The organism is Bailinhaonella thermotolerans (assembly GCF_003594875.1).
Taxonomy (GTDB): Bacteria; Actinomycetota; Actinomycetes; order Streptosporangiales; family Streptosporangiaceae; genus Bailinhaonella; species Bailinhaonella thermotolerans.
Genome location: NZ_QZEY01000020.1, coordinates 47434 through 70309, shown reverse-complemented (window position 1 = coordinate 70309; position 22876 = coordinate 47434). Strand labels below are relative to the sequence as shown.

21 protein-coding genes are annotated in these 22876 nt (G+C 73.3%); 12 read left to right on the top strand and 9 right to left on the bottom strand.

Features of this window, described 5'->3' with window-relative positions; all coding sequences use genetic code 11:
* The first annotated feature begins 139 nt into the window (after positions 1 to 139).
* The 3 genes from D5H75_RS33945 (at position 140) to D5H75_RS33935 (ending at position 3051) form a co-directional block, all read left to right on the top strand.
* Positions 140 to 1609 (top strand): aldehyde dehydrogenase family protein, encoded by a 1470-nt coding sequence (locus tag D5H75_RS33945; RefSeq protein ID WP_119930686.1) that lies wholly within the window; start codon positions 140 to 142, stop codon positions 1607 to 1609.
* A 30-nt stretch (positions 1610 to 1639) separates the two neighbouring features.
* Positions 1640 to 2194, top strand: coding sequence for a TetR/AcrR family transcriptional regulator (locus D5H75_RS33940; RefSeq protein ID WP_119930685.1), 555 nt, complete (start codon positions 1640 to 1642; stop codon positions 2192 to 2194).
* Between the two features lie 92 nt (positions 2195 to 2286).
* The gene (locus D5H75_RS33935) at positions 2287 to 3051 is read left to right on the top strand and encodes an NAD(P)-binding domain-containing protein (protein ID WP_119930684.1); all 765 of its coding nucleotides are present in this window, start codon (positions 2287 to 2289) and stop codon (positions 3049 to 3051) included.
* Positions 3052 to 3289: 238 nt separating this feature from the next.
* Here the strand turns inward: D5H75_RS33935 and D5H75_RS33930 are convergent, their stop codons facing one another.
* The 4 genes from D5H75_RS33930 to D5H75_RS33915 all read right to left on the bottom strand — a co-directional run bounded on the left by D5H75_RS33930 (position 3290) and on the right by D5H75_RS33915 (position 7788).
* Positions 3290 to 4873: an ABC transporter permease gene (locus tag D5H75_RS33930; protein WP_119930683.1), complete on the bottom strand. Its 1584-nt coding sequence runs from the start codon at positions 4871 to 4873 to the stop codon at positions 3290 to 3292.
* On the bottom strand, positions 4870 to 5760 hold the full coding sequence (locus D5H75_RS33925; protein ID WP_119930682.1) for an ABC transporter ATP-binding protein: 891 nt from the start codon (positions 5758 to 5760) through the stop codon (positions 4870 to 4872). The genes D5H75_RS33930 and D5H75_RS33925 overlap by 4 nt, the downstream gene beginning before the upstream one ends.
* The gene (locus D5H75_RS33920) at positions 5757 to 6383 is read right to left on the bottom strand and encodes a TetR/AcrR family transcriptional regulator (protein ID WP_147425373.1); all 627 of its coding nucleotides are present in this window, start codon (positions 6381 to 6383) and stop codon (positions 5757 to 5759) included. Before D5H75_RS33920 ends, D5H75_RS33925 begins: the two co-directional genes overlap by 4 nt.
* Positions 6384 to 6609: 226 nt before the next feature.
* A complete protein-coding gene (locus D5H75_RS33915) occupies positions 6610 to 7788 on the bottom strand; it encodes a coiled-coil domain-containing protein (RefSeq protein ID WP_119930680.1) in 1179 nt (392 codons plus the stop codon).
* Positions 7789 to 8098: 310 nt separating this feature from the next.
* On the opposite strand from D5H75_RS33915, the gene D5H75_RS33910 reads away from it, so the two are divergent.
* On the top strand, positions 8099 to 9106 hold the full coding sequence (locus D5H75_RS33910) for an RNA polymerase subunit sigma-70 (protein ID WP_119930679.1): 1008 nt from the start codon (positions 8099 to 8101) through the stop codon (positions 9104 to 9106).
* 140 nt (positions 9107 to 9246) lie between these two features.
* Here the strand turns inward: D5H75_RS33910 and D5H75_RS33905 are convergent, their stop codons facing one another.
* The gene (locus D5H75_RS33905) at positions 9247 to 9831 is read right to left on the bottom strand and encodes a dihydrofolate reductase family protein (RefSeq protein ID WP_119930779.1); all 585 of its coding nucleotides are present in this window, start codon (positions 9829 to 9831) and stop codon (positions 9247 to 9249) included.
* Between the two features lie 491 nt (positions 9832 to 10322).
* Between D5H75_RS33905 and D5H75_RS33900 the strand changes: the two genes are divergently transcribed.
* Positions 10323 to 10970, top strand: a complete 648-nt coding sequence (locus tag D5H75_RS33900) for a maleylpyruvate isomerase N-terminal domain-containing protein (protein WP_242454668.1) — start codon at positions 10323 to 10325, stop codon at positions 10968 to 10970.
* Positions 10971 to 11405: 435 nt separating this feature from the next.
* Here the strand turns inward: D5H75_RS33900 and D5H75_RS33895 are convergent, their stop codons facing one another.
* Positions 11406 to 12215 (bottom strand): helix-turn-helix domain-containing protein, encoded by an 810-nt coding sequence (locus D5H75_RS33895; protein WP_119930678.1) that lies wholly within the window; start codon positions 12213 to 12215, stop codon positions 11406 to 11408.
* A gap of 143 nt (positions 12216 to 12358) precedes the next feature.
* Between D5H75_RS33895 and D5H75_RS33890 the strand changes: the two genes are divergently transcribed.
* Positions 12359 to 13375: a zinc-dependent alcohol dehydrogenase family protein gene (locus D5H75_RS33890; RefSeq protein WP_119930677.1), complete on the top strand. Its 1017-nt coding sequence runs from the start codon at positions 12359 to 12361 to the stop codon at positions 13373 to 13375.
* 123 nt (positions 13376 to 13498) lie between these two features.
* Here the strand turns inward: D5H75_RS33890 and D5H75_RS33885 are convergent, their stop codons facing one another.
* On the bottom strand, positions 13499 to 14083 hold the full coding sequence (locus D5H75_RS33885) for a TetR/AcrR family transcriptional regulator (protein ID WP_119930676.1): 585 nt from the start codon (positions 14081 to 14083) through the stop codon (positions 13499 to 13501).
* Between the two features lie 238 nt (positions 14084 to 14321).
* On the opposite strand from D5H75_RS33885, the gene D5H75_RS33880 reads away from it, so the two are divergent.
* Complete coding sequence (locus tag D5H75_RS33880; RefSeq protein WP_119930675.1) at positions 14322 to 15467, top strand: FAD-dependent oxidoreductase; 1146 nt, start codon at positions 14322 to 14324, stop codon at positions 15465 to 15467.
* Positions 15468 to 15625: 158 nt separating this feature from the next.
* Here the strand turns inward: D5H75_RS33880 and D5H75_RS33875 are convergent, their stop codons facing one another.
* On the bottom strand, positions 15626 to 16366 hold the full coding sequence (locus D5H75_RS33875) for a VOC family protein (protein WP_119930674.1): 741 nt from the start codon (positions 16364 to 16366) through the stop codon (positions 15626 to 15628).
* A gap of 358 nt (positions 16367 to 16724) precedes the next feature.
* Between D5H75_RS33875 and D5H75_RS33865 the strand changes: the two genes are divergently transcribed.
* The 4 genes from D5H75_RS33865 (at position 16725) to D5H75_RS33850 (ending at position 21393) form a co-directional block, all read left to right on the top strand.
* Positions 16725 to 17210 (top strand): MarR family winged helix-turn-helix transcriptional regulator, encoded by a 486-nt coding sequence (locus D5H75_RS33865; RefSeq protein WP_119930672.1) that lies wholly within the window; start codon positions 16725 to 16727, stop codon positions 17208 to 17210.
* Positions 17211 to 17511: 301 nt separating this feature from the next.
* A complete protein-coding gene (locus D5H75_RS33860; RefSeq protein ID WP_119930671.1) occupies positions 17512 to 18492 on the top strand; it encodes a zinc-binding dehydrogenase in 981 nt (326 codons plus the stop codon).
* Between the two features lie 139 nt (positions 18493 to 18631).
* Positions 18632 to 19540 (top strand): NmrA family NAD(P)-binding protein, encoded by a 909-nt coding sequence (locus tag D5H75_RS33855; RefSeq protein ID WP_119930670.1) that lies wholly within the window; start codon positions 18632 to 18634, stop codon positions 19538 to 19540.
* Positions 19541 to 20109: 569 nt separating this feature from the next.
* Positions 20110 to 21393 carry a replication-associated recombination protein A gene (locus D5H75_RS33850; protein WP_119930777.1) on the top strand — a complete coding sequence of 428 codons (1284 nt, stop codon included), beginning with the start codon at positions 20110 to 20112 and terminating at the stop codon, positions 21391 to 21393.
* Here the strand turns inward: D5H75_RS33850 and D5H75_RS33845 are convergent.
* A complete protein-coding gene (locus tag D5H75_RS33845; RefSeq protein ID WP_119930669.1) occupies positions 21366 to 22349 on the bottom strand; it encodes a helix-turn-helix transcriptional regulator in 984 nt (327 codons plus the stop codon). The genes D5H75_RS33850 and D5H75_RS33845 overlap by 28 nt on opposite strands.
* A gap of 128 nt (positions 22350 to 22477) precedes the next feature.
* Here D5H75_RS33845 and D5H75_RS33840 point away from each other — a divergent pair, with 128 nt between their 5' ends.
* Positions 22478 to 22873 (top strand): RidA family protein, encoded by a 396-nt coding sequence (locus D5H75_RS33840; RefSeq protein WP_119930668.1) that lies wholly within the window; start codon positions 22478 to 22480, stop codon positions 22871 to 22873.
* Positions 22874 to 22876 lie beyond the last annotated feature (3 nt).

Sequence of the window (22876 nt, the reverse complement as noted above, 5' to 3'; positions counted from 1 at the left end):
TGGCGGTAAGCGCTTCCGGGACAGACCGTACCGCCGGCAGGAGGCCCGCGCATTCCCGGCGGAGCGGAGTTGACTAACCGGATGGTTATCTCTAGCTTCTAGGCGAGCCAGTTGAATAACCAGTTAGTTAGGACATGTGATGGCCAACCGTATGTTCATCGACAACCAGTGGGTGCCGGCCCAGGAGACGATGCCCGTCATCAACCCCGCCACCGGCCAGCCCTTCAGCGTCGCCCCGTCAGCCTCCCGGGGCGACGCCGCGAGGGCGGTGGCGGCCGCTCGCCAGGCCTTCGACCATGGCCCGTGGGCGCACACCACTCCCCGCCACCGCGCGGATCTGCTTCGCCGCCTGGGCCAGGCCATGCACGAGCGCCGGGAGGAGCTGGTCGAGCTGGTCGTGCGCGAGAGCGGCTTCCCGCGGCCGCTGGCCGAGGCCGTCCACGTGCAGAGCGCGATCGACTACCTGTACGACGTGGCCGACCGGCTGTTGCCCTCGATGGCCTTCACCACGCCCCTCAACCCGCACACGGCCCCATCGATGACCGGGCGGACGCAGACCACTCAGGGTGTGGTGGCCAGGGAGCCGTTCGGGGTGGCCGCGCTGCTCACACCGTTCAACGCCGCGGTCCCACTGACCGTGCACAAGCTCGCCTCGGCGCTGGCCGCCGGCTGCACCACCGTGATCAAACCGTCCCCGCACACGAGCCTGCAGGTCCTGCTGCTCGCCGAACTCGTCGAGGAGGCCGGCTTCCCGCCCGGCGTGGTCAACGTCATTTCCGGCGACGTGGCCGCGGGGGTGGAGCTGACCAGCAACCCCGGCGTCGACGTCGTCAGCTTCACCGGCTCCGACACGGTCGGCCGCACCATCGCGGCGCAGGCCGCGGCCACCCTCAAGAAGGTGGTCCTGGAACTGGGCGGCAAATCCGCCAACATCATCTTCGCCGACGCCGACCTGGACCGGGCGGCGCTGGAGGTGGTGGGCAACACCGTGACCAACGCAGGACAGGGCTGCCTGCTGCTGACGCGGACCCTGGTGGACGCACGCGTGCACGACGAACTGATCGCCAAGGTGATCCCGATGCTGGCCGCCGTCACCGTGGGCGACCCGGCGGACCCGGCGACGGCCATGGGTCCGCTCATCAGCGCCGCCGAGCGCGACCGCGTCGAGGCGATGATCCGCCAAGGCCGGGCCGAAGGCGCCGTCCTCGCCTACGGCGGCCACCGCCCGGGCGGCCTCGACGGGGGCTTCTACCTGGAGCCGACCCTGTTCACCGGGGTCGAGAACTCCATGACCATCGCCCAGCGGGAGTTCTTCGGCCCCGTCAACGTGGTCATCCCCTTCTCCGGCGACGACGAGGCCGTGCGGATCGCCAACGACAGCGACTACGGCCTCAACGCCGGCATCTTCACCCGCGACTTCGATCGCGCCCACGCCGTCGCCCGCCGGATCCGCAGCGGCACCGTCAACATCAACGCCTCCTGGGGGATCAACCCCGACGCGCCCTTCGGCGGGTTCAAGCACAGCGGCCTCGGCCGCGAAGGCGGCGCCTACGGCATCGCCGAATTCCTGGAGCACAAGTACGTCTCCTGGCCGGTCGGCGTCATCTAACCGGTTGGTCAACCTGTCACAATAGAGGCCATGTCCCGCGCCGAAGCCACCAAGAGTCGCATCCTCCAGGCCGCCACGGCGGAGTTCGCCGCCTACGGCTTCGCCGGCGCCCGGGTGGACCGGATCGCCAAGGCGGCTTCGGTGAACAAGAACCTCATCTACATCTACTTCACGAACAAGGACACCCTGTTCGAGACGGTCTTCGAGGCCGAGGTCGCCAGGGGCCTGGACGCCGTTCCGTTCACCGTCGACGACCTGCCCGGCTACGCCAGGCGTGTCCACGAGCACTGCCGCCGGCACCCCTCGGTCATCCGGCTGGTCGCCTGGCACCGGCTGGAACGCGCGGGCAGGCCCGATCCCACCACGACCTCGCCCTCCCACGCCGCCAAGCTGGCCGCGATCGAGACCGCCCAGCGCGAAGGCCGCATCAGCGACACCTTCGGCCCAGACATCCTCTTGGCGCTCATCGTGGCCCTGGCCACCTCCGACGGCCCCCTCGGAGCCGTCGCCCTCCCCCACCGGCCCGGCGACGCCGAGGAGATCGGCGAGGCGATCGCCGAGGCGGTACGCAAACTCATCTCGTAGGACGGCCCAGAGAAGCCGGATGCACGCACCGCGTGCATAATTGCTGCGACGGCGCCCCGGCGCATCGGCCGCGCGTCTTGGAGGACGGCACAGTGCAGCGAATCGGCATCATCGGAGTGGGCGAGATCGGCAGGGCCATCGTCGAGGGCCTGCTCGGCGGGGACGGCGAGGCGCCGGAGGTCTTCCTCTCACCCCGGGGAGCCCGCGTCGCCGCCGAACTGTCCGGGCGCTTCGAGGGCGTGCGGGTGTGCGCCGGCAACCAGGAGGTGGTGGACCGCTCCGAGCTGGTGATCATCGCCGTGCGCCGCCAGGACCGCCACGAGGCACTCGCCGGGCTGAAGGTGGGCGACGACAAGCTCGTGGTCAACCTGATGGCCGGCGTCTCCATCGACGACCTGCGCCGGACCCTCGCCACCGGCGCCCCGATCGTCCGCGCCATCCCGCTGCCCGCCGTACGCGAGCGCCGCTCGGTCACCGTGACCTGCCCCTCGCACCCGGTGGTGGACGCCCTCTTCGACCGGCTGGGCGGGGCGCTCCCCGTCGCGGACGAGGACGACTTCAACGTCTTCTCCGCGCTGACCGGGACCCTCACCGCCCACTACGCCTACCTCGCCACCCTCACCTCGTGGGCCGCCGGCCACGGCATCGCGCCCGACGCCGCCGACCGGTATGTGCGCGGCCTCTTCCAGAACGTCGGCCGCTCACTGAGCGACGAGTCGCGCCCGCTGCGGCGGCTCGCCGCCGACCACGAGACGCCGCGAGGCAGCAACGAGCGGATCCGCACCACGTGGTTCGACGCGGCCAACGCCACGGCCCTCAAGGAGGCCCTGGACGGCCTCCTCACCGACCTGAGGTGACGCTCCCGGCGGATGGGGCACCGCGAAGATCACCCGCGTCCCCGCCACGCCGTACGCCGCCCCGCGGTGCTCGACGAGAGCGCGAAGCGACCCCCTTCCCATCACAGCGGTCCCGCTGCGACGCGTCAGCGAGTGGTCCCGGAAACCTCGGCGGGGACCGGTGAAGTCCCTCCCGGCGAGAGGCCCGGGTGGAGGAACCGCGCCGCCCGCCGGCCACCAGCGCCTGCCCGGGGCTGATTCAGGCGGAGGGCATCAGGTCCCGGCGGCGCAGGAACGCCAGCCCCGCCGCGGTCAGGGTGACGGCCACCACGGTCAGCCCCAGCAGTGGCGCTGCCGGTGACGCGGCGCCGCCCAGCAACATCGCCGGCACGTGCACGAACGGCGAGAGGTCCAGGATGATCCCGGTGGCCAGCTTGAACTCCGCCAGCAGATCCACGACCAGGAAGAGGCCGAGCGCGGTCCAGCTCACCGCCGCCGCCAGCCGTGGCAACAGGCCGACCAGCAGCGTCGCGATCCCGGCCACGGTCCAGACCGCGGGAAGGTAGGCCAGCGTGGCCCCGGCGACTCGGGCCACGTCGCCGTTGAAGGTGAGCCCGGCCACCGCGCCCAGCACGGTCAGCAGCAGCACCGGGCTCATGACGGCGAACACCAGGTGGCTCAGCGCCCAGCGCAGCCGGCCGACGGGGGTGGACAACAGCAGCTCGGCCCGGCCCGCCGCCTCCTCCGCACGGGCGCGCAGCGCCGACACCAGCGCCGCTCCCGCGACGAGCTGGCTGAGCACGTACATCACGAAGGTGAAGAACACATCCGAGAGCCGGGCGTCGGCGCCACCGAGGGTCGCGGCCAGCTCCCGGAACTGCGGCGTGTCGAGCTGGGTGTGCAGACCGCGCGCCGCCACGCCGAGCAGGGCGCCCAGCGCCCCGAAACCGATCGCGAACCCCGCCAGGGTGCCGCAATGCAGGCGGGCGGCCAGGCCGAACGCGCCCGGCAGAGTTCCCTCGGCGGGTCCGGGGCGGCTGGGAATCAGGCCGCCGGCCACATCACGCCGCGTGGACAGCGCGAACGCGGCCGCCACCAGCGCGGCGGCGAACACCGCGATCAGCCCCAGCACCCACCACTGGTCCCCCGCGTAGGGCCGGGTGAGCCGGACCCAGCCGAACGGCGTCAGCCACGCCAGCCAGCCGACGCCGCCGGTGTCGGCCAGCGAGCGGAGCGCGAACAGCAGCCCGCCGACGGCGATCGCGATGCCGCGCGCCGTACCGGATGACGCGGTGAGCTGTCCGGTGACGGCGGCCACGGCCGCGAACGCCCAGCCGCCCGCGGAGGTGGACAGCCCGAACAGCAGCGAGGAACCCGCGGGCAGGCCGCCCGCGACCAGGGCGGGCACCGACAGCAGACCGTGCAGCAGGTTGGCGGCCAGCACGACCGTGAGCGCGGCGGCCAGCGGGGCGTGACGGCCGATGACACCCGAGGCCAGCAGCTCACGCCGGCCGGTCTCCTCCTCGGCCCGGGTGTGCCTGATCACCAGCAGGATGCTGACGAGCCCGCCGATCAGTGCGAGGGAGGAGCCGAGCGTCCAGGCGGTCAGGCCGCCGACGCTCGCGTCGTAGATGGGGCCGCGCATCGCGAGCTGCGCGGGGTTGGCCGCCGAGGCCGCCGCGAAGGAGTCGCGGGCGGCCTGGGTGGGGTACAGGCCGGTGGTGGCGGAGGCGATGCTCGCCGGCAGCAGCGCGGTGATCGCGATCCACACGGGCAGCAGTACGCGATCCCTGCGCAAGATGAGCCGGATCAGCGTCCCGGTGCCGGTCAGGGTGCCGGTCATCTGGCGGCTCCCTCGTAGTGGCGCAGGAACAGCTCCTCCAGCGTCGGTGGCCGCGTGGTCAGGGTGCGTACGCCCGCCCGGGCCAGCTCGGCCAGGACCGCGGTGAGCGCGTCACCGTCGACCTGGCAGCGCAGCCGCGCGCCGTCCACGCTCAGATCGTGTACGCCGGGCAGGGCGGCCAGGCCGGGCGCGGACCCGATCAGCTCGGCGGTCACGGAGGTACGGGTGAGGTGGCGCAGGTCGGCCAGGCTGCCGGACTCGACGGTACGGCCGGCGCGGACGATGCTGACGCGGTCGCACAGCGTCTCCACCTCCGACAGGATGTGGCTGGACAGCAGCACGGTGCGGCCGTCGCGCTTCTCCCGCAGGACGCACTCGTTGAAGGTCGCCTCCATGAGCGGGTCCAGGCCCGAGGTCGGCTCGTCCAGGATCAGCAGTTCGACGTCGGAGGCGAACGCCGCCACCAGCGCCACCTTCTGCCGGTTGCCCTTGGAGTAGGTGCGGCACTTCTTGCGCGGGTCGAGTTCGAAGCGCTCCAGCAGCTCGGCGCGCCGCTTGGGGTCCAGGCCGCCACGGGCCCTGCCCAGCAGGTCGATGACCTCGCCGCCGGTCAGCGAGGGCCACAGGTTGACGTCGCCGGGCACGTAGGCGAGCCTTCGGTGCAGGTCGGTGGCGTCCTGCCAGGGGTCGCCGCCGAGTAACGCGACCTCGCCCCCGTCGGCGCGCATCTGGCCGAGCAGGATGCGTATCGTGGTGGTCTTGCCGGCGCCGTTGGGTCCGAGGAAGCCGTGCACCTCGCCCGTCTTGACGGTGAGGTCGAGCCCGTCCAGGGCCCTGGTCCGGCCGAAGCTCTTGACCAGGCCGCGGGCGCGCACCGCGGCGTTCATCGCTGTCCCTCGACCTTCTCCAGGCCCGTCCGCGCCTGGTCGAACAGCTCGCGGCCGAGGAAATCCGGTCTGATCAGGTCGAGCTGGGCCTTGCCGGCGCGTAGCGCGCCTTGCGGGGCGTAGAGGTCCGTGCCGAGGGCACGGGAGACGTGCTCGTGCAGCACCGTGATGCCCAGCTTCATGGCCGTCAGCACGGTCGCGCGGGCGCGATGGTCGGCCTCGGAGCGGTCGCCTTGGGCGAGATGTTCCTCCGTCACGCTGACGAGTTCGTCGAACATGGCGGCCGCCGCGGGGGAACCGTCCACCAGCGCGCGGCCGAGGTATTTCATCAAGGGCGGCGCGGTCCGGTGGACGTTCTCGATGAATTCGGGCTTGTCCAGGTTGTGCCCGGTGACGCCGACGGTGATCTGCTCGCGCAGGTAGCTGAGGACGTACTCGTCGCAGGCCTGTCTCAGCTCTTCCTTGGTGCCGAAGTGGTGCTGCACCAGGCCGGGCGAGACCTTGGCGGCCTCGGCGATCCCACGGATGGTCGTGGCCTTGATCCCCTGCTCGGCGAACAGCGCCATCGCGGCGTCGCGGATGCGGGCGCGTGTCGTCAGATCCTCTTCAGAAATTGGTCGCACGTCCAGGAGTCTATACAAACGTATTGCCCGCAATGCAAGTGTTCAACGCTGGCGACTTCCCGCCGACATGGCCGACGTCAAGATCACCGACACCGAGACCCGCCTCGCGCGTCGCCGTGACGGGGCAACGCGCTAGGAACCTTCGCGGCCAAGAACGACCTCGGCTCCCCGCAGTCAAGATCGCTCTCAGCGCCGACGGCTGTCCGCCGGTTCCTCGGCCCCGGGGTCAGGGGGCCTGAGAGGGGGCCGGGGGCTCCGGCTCGCCGGGTGGGGCGATGCGGGGCAGGGCGGCGAGCAGCGTGTCCAGGCGGGCCTCGGCGGCCAGGGCGCGGCGCTCCTCGCGGGTGACGGCCTCGGCCAGGGCGGACCGCGCCTCGGCCTCGCTCCGCCGTGCCTCCTCCAGCTCCGCCCTGATCCGGCCCGCCTCCTCCTGCGACCGGGCCCGCGTGCCCTCGGCGGCCTTCAGCTCGGCCCGCAGGCGCGTGATCTCCTCCTGAGCCCGTACGGCGTGCGCGCGCGCCTCGGCGAGATCGTCACGGACGCGCGCGGTCTCGCTCCGGGCCTCGGCGGTCTCGGCGCGCAGCCGCTCGGCGGCCTGCCTGCTCTCCTCCAGATCGTGTACGGCTCGCGCCCGCGCCTGCTCGGCCTCGCCGCGCAGCCGGTCGGCGGCGTGCAGGCGCTCGCGGAGAACGGCCAGCTCGGAGGCGATCTCGGCGGCGGCGCGGTCGGCCCGGGCCAGGTGCTCGGCCTGGGCGGCGACGGTCTCGCGCAGGCGCTCGATCTCCTCGCGCGCCTGGCGGGCCTCGGCGACGAGGGTGTCGCGCAGGTCCTCGGCCGAGCGCAGCGCCGCCTCCGCCCGGCCCCGCGCCCGCTCGTGCGCGGCCACCTCGTCCCAGGCGGCCCGCCGTACCCGCTCGGCCTCCTCCCGGGCCTGCCCTGCCTCGGCCTCGGCGCGCTCGCGGGCCGCACGGTCCTCCCGCGCCGCCGCCAGCGCCTCGCGCCGTCCGCGTTCGGCCGCCTCGGCCCGCCGTTCGGCCTCCTCCGCCTCGCGCCGGGCCTGGTCGGCCTCGGCCTCGGCGCTGCCCACGCGGTCCAGGGCCCCGGCGCGCACCGCGTCCAGCCGTTCGATCAGCGCTCCGACGGCCTCCCCCAGCCCGGTCGCCGCCGGCACCACCCGCTCGGCCAGCGCCCCGGCCTCGGCCAGCGCCCGCTCCACCTCGCCGCCCTGCCGCACCCGCCGGGCCCGCGAGGCCGCGTCCGCGCACGCCTTCCGGCAGTACCGCCGGGGCCGCCCGCCCTTGCGCCGGCCCTCCTCGTCCAGCGCCTCCCCCGGCAGCGGACTCCCGCAGTACTCGCACCCGGCGCCTGCGCCGCCGTACACCTCGCCCTGAAGCCCCTCGTCCACGCGGATCAAGGTATCAGGTTTCGCGTTTCTTGGCGCGAAACTCAATCGCGTGCGCGCGAAAGGTTAAACACGCTCACGAGAGAAGCACCGTGATAATGCCTGTTATCACGGCTTCACCGAGGAGGTCTCGCGGAAAGAGTCGCCGCCGGGCACACGGCGCGGAGGGAGGCGGCGCGGAGGGAGGGTGGAGCGTCACGCTCCACCGGCCGGGGCGAGCGGCTCGGTGTGTGAGCGGCTTCACCGATCAGGAATCCGCCGCCGCGTCGTCAGTTCTGGCGGCCCCTCGCCACCCGCGGAAGGATTGACGACCATGACCGACGGCACACCGCCGGGCGCAGACAAGGCCGCGTTCATCGCGGCGGCCCGTTCGAACGACACGGCGCAGTTCGCGCTCATCACCGAGCGCTACCGGCGAGAGCTGCAGGTGCACTGCTACCGGATGCTCGCGAACTACGAGGACGCCCAGGACATGACGCAGGAGACGTTCCTGCGGGCCTGGAACGGGCGGGCGTCGTTCAGGGGCCACGCCGCGCCGCGGACCTGGCTGTACCGGATCGCGACGAACGCCTGCCTGGACTTCCTGGACAAGCACGGCGACCGCGCGCCCGGGCCCGCCGGACCGCCGGGCGCGGGCTCGGAGGTGCACTACCTGCAGCCCTACCCGGACCGGATGCTCCCGGAGGATCCGCAGGAAGCGGTGGTGGCCAGGGAGACGATCGAGCTGGCGTTCATCGTCGCCGTCCAGCACCTGCCGCCGCGGCAGCGGGCGGTGTTCATCCTGCGCGACGTCCTCGGGTGGCCGGCGCCGAAGGCCGCCGACGCCCTCGAACTGACCGTCGCGTCGGTGACCAGCGCGCTGCAGCGGGCGCGCGTGACGATGCGCGGGCGACTGGCCGGCCGCCGCCTCGACTGGCGGCGCCCCGCCACGCACGAGCTGTCGGACGACGAGCGCGACGTGGTGAAGTCGTACATCGACGCCCATGAGCGCAACGACCTCGACGGGCTGATGGCCCTGCTCCGCGACGACCTGCGCTTCACGATGCTGCCCGATCCGGGCGCCCTGGTCGTCTCGGCCGAGGACGCGGTGGACGGCTGGGTCTCCAGCGGGCTCTTCCGCCCCGGCTACGACGACTGGCGCTGCGTCGCCACGACGGTCAACCGGATGCCCGCCGCCGCGCTGTACCTCCGCCGCCCCGATGACCCGGACCACCGCTTGTTCACGATGGCCGTCCTGCGCGTCGTGGACGGGAAGATCATCGAGCTCACCGGATTCGACGCCACCGGCAAACCCTGGCTGGGCCTGCCCGCCGCGCTGTGATCACACGCCGGCGCGGCGACGCGAGCACGCCCGCCCCGCCGGTGCCGCCGGCGGGACGGGCTGCCTCATCGCCGAGGGCCACGGTGAGCAGCCAGGAAGGATCCAGGCCCGGCCTCATGAGCCGGGCAGTCGATGCGCGCTCATCGCCTCGTCTCGTATCGGGTCAGCACCACGCCGCCGGGGAAAGTCCGTGTCTCGACCAGGTTCAGGTTCACCCAGTTGTCCAGCGCGGTGAAGAACGGCGTGCCGCCGCCCACCAGGACCGGATGGGTGACGACCGCGTACTCGTCGATCAGCCCGGCCCGCATGGCGGCCCCGGCGAGCGTCGCGCCGCCGATGTCCAGCGGGCCGCCGTCCCCGGCCCTGAGCCGGGCGATCTCGGCGACCGCGTCGCCGGTGACCAGGCGGGTGTTCCAGTCGACCCGGTCGATCGTGGACGAGAACACCACCTTCGGCATGTCCCGCCAACGCCGCGCGAACTCGATCTCCGCCGGGGCGGCGCCCGGCCGCTTGTCGGCGGTCGGCCAGTGGGAGCTCATCGCCTCCCACAGCTTGCGCCCGTACAGCGCCAGGCCCGTCGCCTCCACCCGGTCGGACCACCACTGGAACAGCTCGGCGCTCGGCGACGAGTCCGGCCCCTCCCCTCCGCTCCAGCCGAGGTCGTCGCCGGGCGCGGCGATGTAGCCGTCCAGGGTCACGTTCATGCCGAAGGCCAGTTTCCGCACCATGTCATCCTCTCGGTAAGCCGCTCTCACACGTACAGACGGGCGCGGCGCGGAAACCTAATCGGGTACCGGTGAGGAACGTGCCATGGGCCCCAACGTGCGGGCGCCGGCCAAGGAGCTGGTGGCCGCCGAGCGCGTGGCCGCCGAGCGGATCCGCTACCGGCTGCGGGGTTCCTACTCGTACTACTATCGGCGGATGCCGGCGCCGCTGCCGCGGGAGTTCGAGTGCCACAAGGTCGACGGGGTGGTGCCCGGCTCCGGCGTCTCATGCAGGGCAACGGGCCCAAGCACCTGGTCTACCTGGCCCTGGAGGAACTCGGCCGGGTGGCCCGCACCACGAATTCCGTCGCCGGACCGGCCCGCCCTGCCGCCCCTTCGGCGCCCGCGACCCCATGCGCCGCCGGACCGACGACCCCCGCACCACCACCCGGCCGCATGGCGTCGCAACTCGGCGATCACAACGAGACAACCGGACGCTCCCATGCCAGCTCATGATCGATCTGCCAACCGGTGAGGACGCCCCCATGGACGGAAGCACGGTTCTCCGAACGGCCGGCGAATGCGCGAGATTCCTGCACTCGATATCAGACCGGGCCTGGACGACGGTTCCCATTCCTGGCCTGGACTGGACCGTCGCGCAGGTCGTGGCCCACATCGGCGAATGCCTGCTGTGGTACTCCACCGACCTTGTCGCAGGTGACGAAGAGCTCAGCACCATGGACATGAGTGTCCGGCCCGAGTCCGCTCCGGCGGACCTCGTCGCCACACTGAACTCCTTCGCCACAGTCCTGGCGCGCGTCATCGACGGCGCACCACCCCAGGTTCGCGGATGGCATCCCCATGGCCTCGCTGACGCCTCCGGCTTCGCCGCCATGGCCTGTGATGAGATGCTCGTCCACCCCGCCGATGCCGCCCACGGCGTCGGCCGGGCCTTCGTTCCCTCGCAGGAGCTGAGTCACGCGACCCTGCGCCGCCTGTTCCCCTGGGCACCCGCCGATACCGAGCCGTGGACAACGCTGCTCTGGGCCAACGGCCGTGCTGACCTCCCTGGCCATGAGCGGCAAGTCGGCTGGAGATGGCACTGTGCCCCCCTGGCCGAGTGGGACGGCGTCAATCCGATCAAGCGTTCCTTGACCTGAGCGGTTCGAGTGAGAGGTGCGCATGGAGCCCGAACCCCTGCCGCCTGCTTCCCCGCCTGCCGGACCGGCTTGAAGGAGACCGGACGGCGACCCCTCACCGGGACGCCGCGCGACTCCGGCACGTTGTCCGGTTCATCGTTCGGATGCGTCCGGCGATCGCCCGCCCGGCGGCCGGCATGACCGCCGCCCCGAAGATCACCGCCCGGTGCCGCGGAGACGTCACCCCGGCCGCGGCCACTGATCTGCCATTGGGAGGCGTTGCGGGAGAAGACGAGTTGGCGGTGGGCGCCACCGGGGGTGAGCGCGGGGATGTCGGAGAGCTGGTCGGGGATCGCCGAGTCGTCGATGGCTCGGCGGGTGTAAAGGCCATCTCCCTCCTCTGTGACACCAGCGCCTCGCCACCGTGATCCGCGCACACGCGACGACGGACCGCCGTCAGCGGGCGGCGGCCGTACGGCGTCGATGGCGAGCGTGCAGCAGGTCCGCGGTGGCCTGGTCGGCGGGCAGGAACGCCTCCAGGCGGAGCTCGGCCAGCGTGACGTCGGTGGCGGTGGCGAAGGAGGTCAGCGTGGTGATGAGGCGTAGCTCGCCCTCCGCCGTGGCCAGTCGCATCGGGACGGCGAACCCCAGGTGCGCCGGCCCGATCGGGCCCTGGGGCACGTACCCGGCCAGCTCGGTGACGAAGTCGTCGAGGCGCGGGTCCGGGCTGTGCCGGGCCCTGGCCCGCAGGTTCTCGACGACGTGCCGTCCCCACTCGGCCAGGTTCGCCACCCGTGGCGCCATGCCCTCGGGATGGAGCATGAGCCGCAGCATGTTGACCGGCGGCCGGAGCAGCTCGGGCGCGGCGCCTTCGGTGAACACCTCGACGGCCTCGTTGGCCGCCACGACGCGTCCGTACGGGGCGAGGACCAGCGCCGGGTACGGCAGGTGCCCGTGCATGATCTGGTCGAGCGCGGCGCGGACCGGCCGCAGCGCGGCCTCGTCCAGGGCCGACTCGGGGAACACCGGCGCGTACCCGGCCGCGACCAGCAGCTCGTTGCGTTCGCGCAGCGACAGGCCCAGCGACTCGGCCAGCCGGATCACCATCGCCCGGCCCGGCAGCGAGCGCCCGCTCTCGACGAAGCTCAGATGGCGCTGGGTGGTGCCGGCGCGTGTGGCCAGCTCGAGCTGGCTGATCCGGCGAAGACGGCGCCACCGGCTGAGTTCCGCCCCCACCCCATGCTGCTGGATTGTCCTGCTCACCATCTGTTTCCTACCGCATGTCCGAGGCGCCCGGCGATTCCCTGGAGGGAATTGCCGGGCGTCACCGCGCCCGCGCACCATCGGGACCCGGTCCGGCGGGCGATCCCGCGTCCGCCGGTGGCACGAGTGTGAAGGCAGGTCCTTTGATGAAGAGTTACCGTCTCGATCCCGGGCAGACGGGCGCCCGGCTCTCCCTCGTCGAGCGGGACGCGCCGGAACCCGGGCGTGGCCAGGTCCTGGTGCGGATGCGTGCGAATTCGCTGGGGTTCCGCGACCTGATGGTGCTGGCGGGCACGTATGTGCTCCCGGTCAGCCCGGGTGTCGTGCCGGGTTGCGAGGGAGCGGGCGAGGTCGTGGCGGTCGGCGAGGACGTCACCCGGGTCAAGCCCGGCGACCGGGTCGCCGCCACCGTCTTCCCCCGCTGGCTCGACGGCCCGTTCAGGCGCGAGAACGCGGCCCAGCTCGGCACCACCATCGACGGTGTGTGGACGGAGTACGCGCTGCTGAGCGAGGACGGCGTCGTCCCCCTCCCGCCGCACCTGTCGTACGAGGAGGGGGCGGCGCTCCCGCTGGCGGCGGTGACCGCGTGGAACGCGCTGACCACCGGGGCGCCCGTGCGTCCCGGCGGGGTGGTGCTGACCCTCGGCTCCGGAGCCGTGTCGCTGTTCACCTTGCAGTTCGCCAAGCTGGCCGGCGCCCGGGTGATCATCACGACGTCCACGGAGAGCAAGGCCGAGCGGCTGCGCGCGCTCGGGGCGGACGAGGTGATCAGCTACCGGGAGCACCCCTCCTGGTCGGTTCAGGTACGCGCGCTGACCGACGGCCGGGGCGCCGATCGCGTCGTGGACGCGGCGGGCCCGCTGGAGCAGTCGCTCAAGTCGGTGGCGCCCGGCGGCGAGGTGGCGTTCGTCGGTTACTCGCTGTCGGGTGAGGTGGGCGCCCAGCCCCTCGACCCGGGGACGCTGTTCATGGCGGGCGCGGTGCTGCGCCGCGTGGCCACGGGCAGCCGCGCGCACTTCGTCGAGCTGAACCGCACCGTGGAGGCCCACCGCCTGCGGCCGGTGATCGACCGGGTGTTCCCGTTCGAGCGGCTTCCCGAGGCCCTGGAGCACTGCAGGTCACACGAGGGCTTCGGCAAGATCATCATCAGCCACGGCGGCTGAATCGCGCGTGTCCCGGACGCGGCGGCGACCGTGGGCGCGCAGCGAGCCGCGCGACACGCCGCCGCCCCCGACGATCACGTGGGTGGTGCTGGTCTCCTCGGCCGGTTCCGGGTGATGCCCGCGTCAGGGGGTGGCGGGCTGGCGCCAGCCGTGGGCCAGGATGTCGAAGATCGTCTCGACGGCGGCCCGGGGGTCGCGGCGGCCACGGGCGAGGGCGGGGATCTCCAGGACGTAGCGGGCGAGGGCGGCGCAGGCGAGGTCGTCGCGGTCGGCGCCGAACGCGTCGGCGACGGCCGCGGCGAGGGCTTCGGTGTGCCGGGTCCACATCCGCTCGGCGTAGGCGCGCAGTTCGGGCGTGGAGTCCACCAGGCGGGCGAACTCCGCCTGCTGGGGGTGGGTCTCGAACGGGATCCAGGTGTCCAGGACATGCCGGCGGAGGGCGTCGAGGACGCTCTGGCCTGGCAGGCGCTGCGCGACGGCCGCGACCAGCCGTGCCTCGCGGTCCTGGTCCTCGTCGAAGACGAGTGCTTCCTTGCCGGGGAAGTGCTTGAACACCGTGGTGGTCGACACGTCTGCGGCGTCGGCGATGTCACGGATGCTCACCTGGTCGTAGCCCCGTTCGAGGAAGAGCCGCAGGGCCGCGTCGGCGATCGCCTGCCGCGTGGCCGCCTTCTTGCGCTCGCGGCGCCCGGCGGAGGACACAGTCATGGATGAAGCGTATCCCATGATGAAACCAGGCAAATTGTGGTTTGAGTACATTAGTTGACTCATTGCACTTTTGTACTTAGTCTCGTCAGTGTCACGAGGCCCGGGCCGGCACGTCCTTCCAGGTCGGCGCGGCGCTCGCCCCTCACGGGCTTCGGCGTCCCTCCGCCTGCCCGCGAGGCCGATGAGCGTCCGGCCCCATGCCGGAGGCCCCGCCCCCCCTGATCGGAAGGAAGCAACCATGTCTTCTCCCGCGCCCCACAACGCCCGTATCAGCGTCATCGGCGCCGGCCCCGGCGGCCTGACCTGCGCCCGGATCCTCCAGCGGAACGGCCTGGCGGTCACCGTCTACGACCGCGACGCCGGACCGGACGTCCGCGACCAGGGCGGCAGCCTGGACCTGCGCGCCGGCGACGGCCAGGTCGCGCTGCGCGAGGCCGGCCTGCTGGAGGCGTTCTTCGACCTGGCCCGCCCCGAGGGGCAGGAGATGCGCCAGATGAACCCCGAAGGGCAGGTCCTGTTCCACCACGTCCCCGGCGACGGCGAGCTGTTCAAGCCCGAGATCGACCGGGGTCGGCTACGCAGCCTCCTGCTGGACTCCCTCCAGCCGGGGACGGTGCGGTGGGGCCACGCCCTCACCGCGATCAGCGGGCCGGCCGGCGGCCCCCGGCTGCTGCACTTCGCCGACGGCGGCACCGTCGAGACGGACCTGGTCATCGGGGCCGACGGCGCCTTCTCCCGGGTCCGCCCCGCCGTGTCACCCGCCGTCCCCCGGTACAGCGGGGTGAGCTTCCTGGAGGCGTGGTTCTCCGACGTCGACGACCGCCACCCCGGCATCTCCGACCTCGTCGGCCAGGGCGGCGCCGCCGCGGCCGACGGCGAACGCGGCCTGTTCGCCCAGCGCAACAGCGGCGGCCACATCCGCGTCTACATCATCCGGCGCGCCCCCGCCGACTGGATCGACCGGAACGGGCTGACCACCGGCGACACCGAGGCCATCCGCGCCCTGCTCCTCCAGGAGTACGCGCACTGGTCCCCCGGCCTGCGCCGCCTGATCACCGACAACGACGGACCCTACGTCGACCGCCCCATCTACGCCCTGCCCGCGCCCCACACCTGGGCCCACGACCCGGGTGTCACCCTCCTCGGCGACGCCGCCCACCTCATGCCCCCGCTCGGCGTCGGCGTCAACCTCGCCATGCTCGACGCGAGCGAACTCGCCCTCGCCCTCGCCGGCGCCCCCACCGTCGGCGACGCCCTCCGCGCCTACGAGCGGACCATGCTCCCCCGCTCCACCGAGACGGCCAAGCTCCTGGAAGGCGCCGCCGAGCACCTGCTGTCCACCGAGCTCCCCGACTTCGCCCGCGACGACACCCCCCAGCCCTGACACCTCCCGGAGGTGGAAGCGGGATCAGCACACCGCGAGGTGATCATGCCGCCCAAGCCGCGCCGCCGCGCGAAGCCTTCGTGGCGGCCGTCGCGCGGGGTCGGCCCGCCACGGGCGGCCGCGTCGGTGGAGACCGGCGCGGCCGGGGCGGCTCCGGGTCAGTGCCGGCCGAGGACGCAGAACTCGTTGCCCTCCGGGTCGGCGAGGACGATCCAGGGGACGTCGCCCTGGCCGACGTCGGCGGGGGTCGCGCCGAGGGTCTTCAAGCGGGCCACCTGCGCGGCCTGCTCGTCGAAGGGCTCCGGCAGCAGGTCGAGGTGGACTCGGGTGCGGATGGGCTTCGCGCCGGGCGCCGGGCGGTGGAACTCCAGGTGCGGCCCCGTGCCCTTGGGCGAACGCAGCGCGACCCGGTCGTCGGTCTCCTCGTACGCGGCCCAGCCGATCGCCTCGCCCCAGAACCGGGCCAAGGCCCGCGGGTCCTCGCTCTCGACCACGATCCTGGCGATGGGCCCGGCGTCCCGGTAGACCTCCGAGGGCTCCAGCACGCCGAACACGTTGCCCTCCGGGTCGGCCAGGGGCGTCCACGGCACGTCGCCCCGGCCCGCGTCGGCGGGAGTCGCGCCGAGCTCCGTCAGGCGCGCGACCAGCTCCGCGTGATGGGCGGCGGAGGTGGTGGCGAGGTCGACGCGCACCCGGTACTGAACCGTCTCGGGGTCCGGGACGATGACGAAATCGATGTAGAAGGCGGCCGGGTCAGGCCAGGAGAACCCCTTGGGTTCGAGGTTGGTCACACCGGGCGCCTCGCTGGAGACATCCCAGCCGAGCGCCTCCGCCCAGAACCGGCCGAGGGCCGAGTCGTCCCCGGCCTTGACATTCACCTGAACAGGTCGCAATGACATGCCGCATACCTTAAGCCCATCGGACGAACCGGCATGAACCGCGCGCCGGACGCCCGGCCGCAGGCCGTATCGGCCGGTCAGCGCCCCCGCGACCTCCGTTCCGCCCCGGCCCGGCACGCCCCCGCCCGCCCCGGCCCGGGCCGTCCCAGCCCTGCCCGGCCCAGGCCGGCCCGTCCCGCCCCTGCCCCACCCGGCCTGTCGTGACCGTGGTGATCGCCGCCGCACGCGGGCAGGAGCCGTACGACGAGGCCGGCCGAGCGGCGTCGCCCGGAGACCGAAGATGCATGCGCTTGCATCTAGTACGCGCGAGTGCTTATAGTTGGTTTTGTCCAACCAACCTTTCGGGAGTGGTGTGAGGATGGAAGAGGTGCCGGACGGCGAGGACGGACCGCCTCGCCAGCATCGTGCGGCCGTCGACGACGTGGCGGCGGCGTTGGCCACGGTGGGCAACTGGATGTTCGCCCCGGCCACGCGGCGCAAGATCATGGCGTCCTCGGGGCTGGAGCTCTCCCTGGGGGACTACACCCTGCTGGCCCAGGTGTCGCTGCACGCGCCGGTGCGGCTGTCGGTCCTGGCGGAGCTGATGGAGGTGGACAAGTCCACCCTGTCGCCGCCGGCCAAACGCCTGGAAGCGCGCGGCTTCATCGAACGCCGGCCCGATCCGGCCGACGCCCGGGCCCAGTTGGTCAGCGTCACCCGGGACGGGAAGCTGGCCATCAGGAAGCTCTGGAAGGCGCGCGCGGCCGCCGTCGCCGCCCTGATGGCCGACTGGGAGACGGCCGACATCGAGCGGCTGGCCACGAGCCTCGGCGCGCTCAGCGAATCGATCAAGAAAGGACGATGAGGCGCTCCCTGTTCCAACATCCGTCCGCGCCGGGGCATAGCACCCCGGCCGCCTAGGACTCCGCCGCTCCGCACCACCCCCGGCCCGCGGCGTGCCCCGGCGCGCCGCCCGCCATCCCCGAACACGCCGCCGCGCCTCCATCCGCGGCGCCGATCCCCCGGCACAGGCCCGGGCTGCCGTAGCCCCGCCGAGCCCGTTTCCCGCGCGCCCTGACGCGGCGCCGCCGTCCGCGCGTCCGCATCGTCCCGTCCGCGTCGTCGCGCGCGTCCAAACCCTGTTTCTCCGTCTGGAGTGATGTCATATGCGTGCCGTACTGCTGCACGAGTTCGGGCCACCGGCCCACCTGCGCGTCGAGGACGTGCCCGCGCCGAGACCGGCGGTCGGCGAGGTCGCCGTACGGGTGGCCGCGGCCGGCGTCCAGTTCCTGGAGACGCAGATCCGCGCGGGGACGATGCGCGGGGCGCTCGGCGGCGCGCCTCTGCCGGTGATCCTCGGCAAGGAGGTCGCCGGAGTCGTCACCGAGGTCGGTCCCGGCGGCGACGCCTCCCTGATCGGCACGCGGGTCCTGGGCAGCACCACCGGCCTGGGCGGGTACGCCGAGACCGCCGTGGTCCCCGCCGGAGCCCTCCTCCCGGTCGCCGACGGGATGGGCCTGCCCGAGGCCGTCGCCCTCCACCGGTACGGCGCCACCGCCCAGGGCCTGGTCAGGGCGGCCCGCGTGACGGCGGGTGAGCGGGTGCTGGTGATGGCGGCCGCGGGCGCCGTCGGCACGATCCTGGTGCAGTTGCTCAAGCGGGCCGGGGCGACGGTCGTCGCGGCGGCGCGCGGGGAGCACAAGCTCGCCCTGCTCTCCGAGCTGGGGGCCGACCACGTGGTGGACTACTCGCTCGCCCGCTGGACCGGCCGCGCCCGGGACGCCGCGGGCGGGCCGATGGACGTGGTCTTCGACCATGTCGGCGGCGCGCTCGGACGCGAGGCCCTGGAGCTGCTCACCCCGGGCGCCGGACGCCAGATCGTGTTCGGGTTCTCCAGCGGCACGCCGCTGGAGGTGCGGCCGATGGAACTGCTCGGCCGGGGCCTGACCCTGACCGGGTTCAGCGCCGGTCACATCTGGAGCAGGCCCGCCCTCGCCCGCGAGCTGGTGACCGAGGTCCTGGACCTGGCCGCCGCCGGGCTGATCACACCGGTGATCGGCCAGCGCTTCCCACTGGAGCGGGCCGCCGACGCGCACGCCGCCATCGAGGCGCGCGGCACCGTCGGCAAGACCCTGCTCATCCCCTGACCGATTCCCGAGCGAAATCCCCGAACGGGCTCCCCGAACGGGCTCCCCGAACGGGCTCTCCGAACCAATCCCTGAACGCCCCCGCCGGCTCCATCAGCGCGGGGTGAACGTCGAACAAGTCACCAAGGAGTAAGACACCATGTCCTCTTCCCCCAAGGTCTTCGTGGCCGGCGCCACCGGGCTGCTCGGCGGCCAGATCGTCCGGGCCCTCCTCGACCAGGGCGCCCACGTGCGGGCCCTGGTCCGGCCCGGCGCCCCCGAGGAGAAGAAGAACGCCCTGACCGGCCTGCGGGCCGACGGCCTGGAACTGGTCGAGGGCGACATCACCGACCCGGCCGAGCGGCTGGCCGAGGCCGTCGGCGACGCCACGACCGTGATCTCGGCCGTCCAGGGCGGCCCCGAGGTCATCGTGGAGGGGCAGGTCAACCTCGTGCGCGCCGCGGAGAAGGCGGGCGCGAAGCGGTTCATCCCCTCCGACTTCGCCTTCGACCTGACCAAGCTGGACGACGGCGACAACTTCATGATCGACTGGCGCCGCCAGGCGGCCGCCGCGCTGACCGGCGCGGGCGTCGAGGTGGTCTCCGTGCTCAACGGGGCCTTCTACGAGGTGATGATCGGCTTCATGGGGCTCGTCGACTGGGAGCAGGGCACCCTGTCCCACTGGGGCGACCCCGACCAGCCGCTCGACATGACCTCGGTGCCCGACACCGCCGCCTTCGCCGCCGCCGTCGCCCTCGACCCGGCCGCCACCGGCACGCTGCGCTTCGCCGGTGAGGTCATGTCGATGCGCGAGTTCCACGACGCGGTCCAGCGCGGCTCCGGCCGTACCCTGCGACTGCGGCACCTCGGCACCGCCGACGACCTGCGCGCGGAGATCGAGCGCCGGGCGGCGGCCTCCCAGAACCCGTTCGAGTACGTGGCGCTGCAGTACCAGTGGTGCATGGTGACCGGCAAGGCCAAGTTCGACAGCCTGGACAACGCCAGGTACCCGCAGGTCACGCCCCAGCCGCTGGCCGACTTCGTCCGCGCCGGCGCGCCCGCCGCCTGACAGGCGGGCCGGCAGCCGGGGCCGGGGCGCGGCCACGACCGGACCGTGCCCCGGCCCCGGCTCACCCGGCCACTTCGCCCTGGTGCGCGCCATCGAGGCCGAGGCGGCCCACATCCCGCCGCCGATCCTCAAGGCGTGGGCCGCCGCCGGTCGTCCTCGCCGCCGGGCCCGGCCCCGCGCCGTGCTCACCGCGAGGCCCCGGCCGTACGGCTGCCGCCCCCGGCCGGGGCCTCCTCGTCGAAACGTCATCGCCTGCGGCGCGCTCCGCGGTGATTCGTGGGTGATCGCCGGGTTGTGCTTGAATCACGGTCGGCCGACTGGAGGGGGGCGCGGTGGCGGTCGAGGCCGAGGGGCTGTTCGAGTTGCCCGATGCTCCGCCGTCCGCGACCCCGTCGTCCGGCTCCCGGGCGTCCGGCTCCAAGTCGTCCGGCTCCAAGTCGTCCGGCTCCGCGGCATCGGGCTCCAAGTCGTCCGGCTCCGCAGCGTCCGGTTCCCGGGCGCCGGGTGCCGCGGCGTCCGGTGCCTCGCCGGCGGAGCGGGCGGGGGCCGGGGCGCCGCTGGCGGTGCGGATGCGGCCGCGCACGCTCGACGAGGTCGTCGGCCAGGACCACCTGCTGCGTCCCGGCGCGCCGCTGCGGCGGCTGGTCGAGGGCGGGGCCGCGGCGTCGGTGCTGCTGTACGGCCCGCCGGGCACCGGTAAGACCACGATCGCGCGCCTGCTCGCCACCGCGGGCACCCGGCACTTCGCCGCCCTGTCGGCGCTGACCAGCGGGGTGCGGGAACTACGCGAGGTGATCGGCGACGCGCGCCGCCGCGCCCGGCCGACCGTGCTGTTCATCGACGAGGTGCACCGCTTCTCCAAGACCCAGCAGGACGCGCTGCTCGGGGCCGTCGAGGACCGCGTCGTGGTGCTCGTGGCGGCCACCACGGAGAACCCGTCGTTCTCGGTGGTGTCGCCGCTGCTGTCGCGGCTGCTCGTGCTGCAGCTCCGGTCGCTGACCGAGGACGACGTGCGCGAACTGCTGCGCCGCGCGGTGAAGGACCCGCGCGGCCTCGGCGGCTCGGTCTCGCTGACGGCCGAGGCCGAGGAAGCCCTGGCGCGCCTCGCCGCGGGCGACGCCCGCAGCGCGCTGACCGCGCTGGAGGCGTGCGCCGACGGGCTGGCCGGCACGGGCGGCTCGGTGATCGACGTGCCGGCCGTGGAGCTGGCCGTCACCGAGGTCACCGTGCGCTACGACCGGCAGGGCGACCAGCACCACGACGTCATCAGCGCGTTCATCAAGTCGATCCGCGGCTCGGACCCCGACGCCGCGCTGCACTACCTGGCCCGCATGCTCGTGGCCGGGGAGGACCCGCGGTTCATCGCCCGGCGGCTGATCGTGCACGCGAGCGAGGACGTCGGGCTGGCCGACCCCACCGCGCTGCAGGCGGCCGTCGCCGCCGCCCAGACCGTCCAGTTGATCGGGATGCCCGAGGCCCGCCTCGCCCTGGCGCAGGCCACCGTGCACCTGGCCATGGCGCCGAAGTCGAACGCGGTGATCGCCGGCATCGACGAGGCCATGTCCGACGTCCGCGCGGGCGCGGTCGGCGAGGTGCCCGCCCACCTGCGGTACAGCCGCTACGCGGGCGCCGGGGAGCTGGGCAACGGCATCGGCTACCGCTACCCCCACGCCGGCCCTGAAGGGGTCCTGGCGCAGCAGTACCCGCCGGACGAGCTGGTGGGGAGGGACTACTACCGCCCCACGGAGCACGGCGGGGAGCGTGCCCTGCGCGAGCGCCTAGCGTGGCTCCGCCGCGCCGTCCGCGGCGGACGGGGCCGCCCCGATCACGCCGGTGAGCCGGACGCGCCGTAGCGGGCGGCGATCGCGGCGGCGCGGTCGCGCAGGGAGGCGCGCAACCACTCCGGGGCCAGGGCCTCCGCGTCCGCGCTGAGCTGCCACAGCGCCCACACGGCGTGCCGCGAGTCCTGGAAGGTCACCTCCATCCGGAGCAGGCCGTCCGCGTCCGTCTCCTCGGTGAGAACGGCCAGCGCGGTGCCCACCAGTTCCTCCCGCCGCGCCGGGCGCAGCCGTACCAGCACGGTGACCTGGTCGCCGCCGGTGCGGAACCGCCGGCCGCGTTCCCGCCAGGCCCGGTCCAGGTCGACCCGGTCCGGCCGCTCGGCGGGCTCGGGGAGCTCCTCGGCGGCCGCGATCCGGGACAGCCGGTAGGTGCGGTCCTCGCCGGATCTGGAGGCCAGCAGGTAGCCCTGGTCGCGCACGGTGACCAGGCCGATCGGGTCCACCGTGCGCCACCGCGGGGCCTGGCCCACGGCGGCGTAGTGGATGCGCAGCTTGTGCCCCGCGAGCACCGCGCGGCGGACCTCGGCCATGACGGCGTCCGGCACCTCCTCGGCGGCCAGCCGGCGCGAGAGGAGGTCGGTCTCGGGGTCGATCAGCAGTCGCTCGGCCGCCCCGGCGGCGATGGCCCGGTAGCTCTCGGGCAGCGCGTCGACGACCTTGAGCATCGCCGAGGCGAGCGCCGAGCCGAGGCCGAACGCCTGCGCGCCGCGCCGCGACCCGGCGATCAGCAGGGCGAGGGCCTCCTCGTGGGTCAGCCCGGTGAGCTCGGTGTGGAAACCGGGCAGCAGCGCGAACCCGCCGTGCCGCCCGCGTTCGGCGTAGACCGGGACGCCCGCCGCCGACAGCGCCTCGATGTCGCGGAGCACGGTGCGGGTGGACACCTCCAGCTCGCGGGCGAGCGCGGCCGCGGTCATCCGGCCGTGCTGCCGCAGCAGCAGCACCAGCGAGACCAGCCGGTCGGCGCGCATGCGGAAACTCTACAGAAATACACGACACAGGATGTCGTGATTCGCTGGGAGGCTTTTCAGCGCGACGCCGGGCGGCGGGGCCCCTGGCGTACGCGATCCCGACGCAATCGAATGGAGCTGATATGGCTATGGATCGAACCGCTGTCAACCCGTGGGCGTGGTCGGTCGAGCTGGGGTACAACCAGGGGGAGGTCGTCTCCGGGCAGACCCGGACCCTGTACTGCTCGGGGCAGACCGCGATGAGCGGCGAGGGCAAGCCCCGGCATGACGGCGACATGGCGGCGCAACTGGCGCTGAGCCTGGACAACCTGGAGGCCGTGCTCGCCGAGGGCGGGATGTCCCTGGCGAACCTCGTCCGGCTCAACGTCTACACCACCGACGTGGACCTGCTCTTCCAGCACTACGGCGTGCTGGCCGCGCGGCTGGGCGCCGCCGGGGTCGCGCCCGCGACCACGATGCTCGGCGTGACGCGGCTGGCGATCCCCACCCTGATGGTCGAACTCGAGGGAACCGCCGTCGCGTGACGC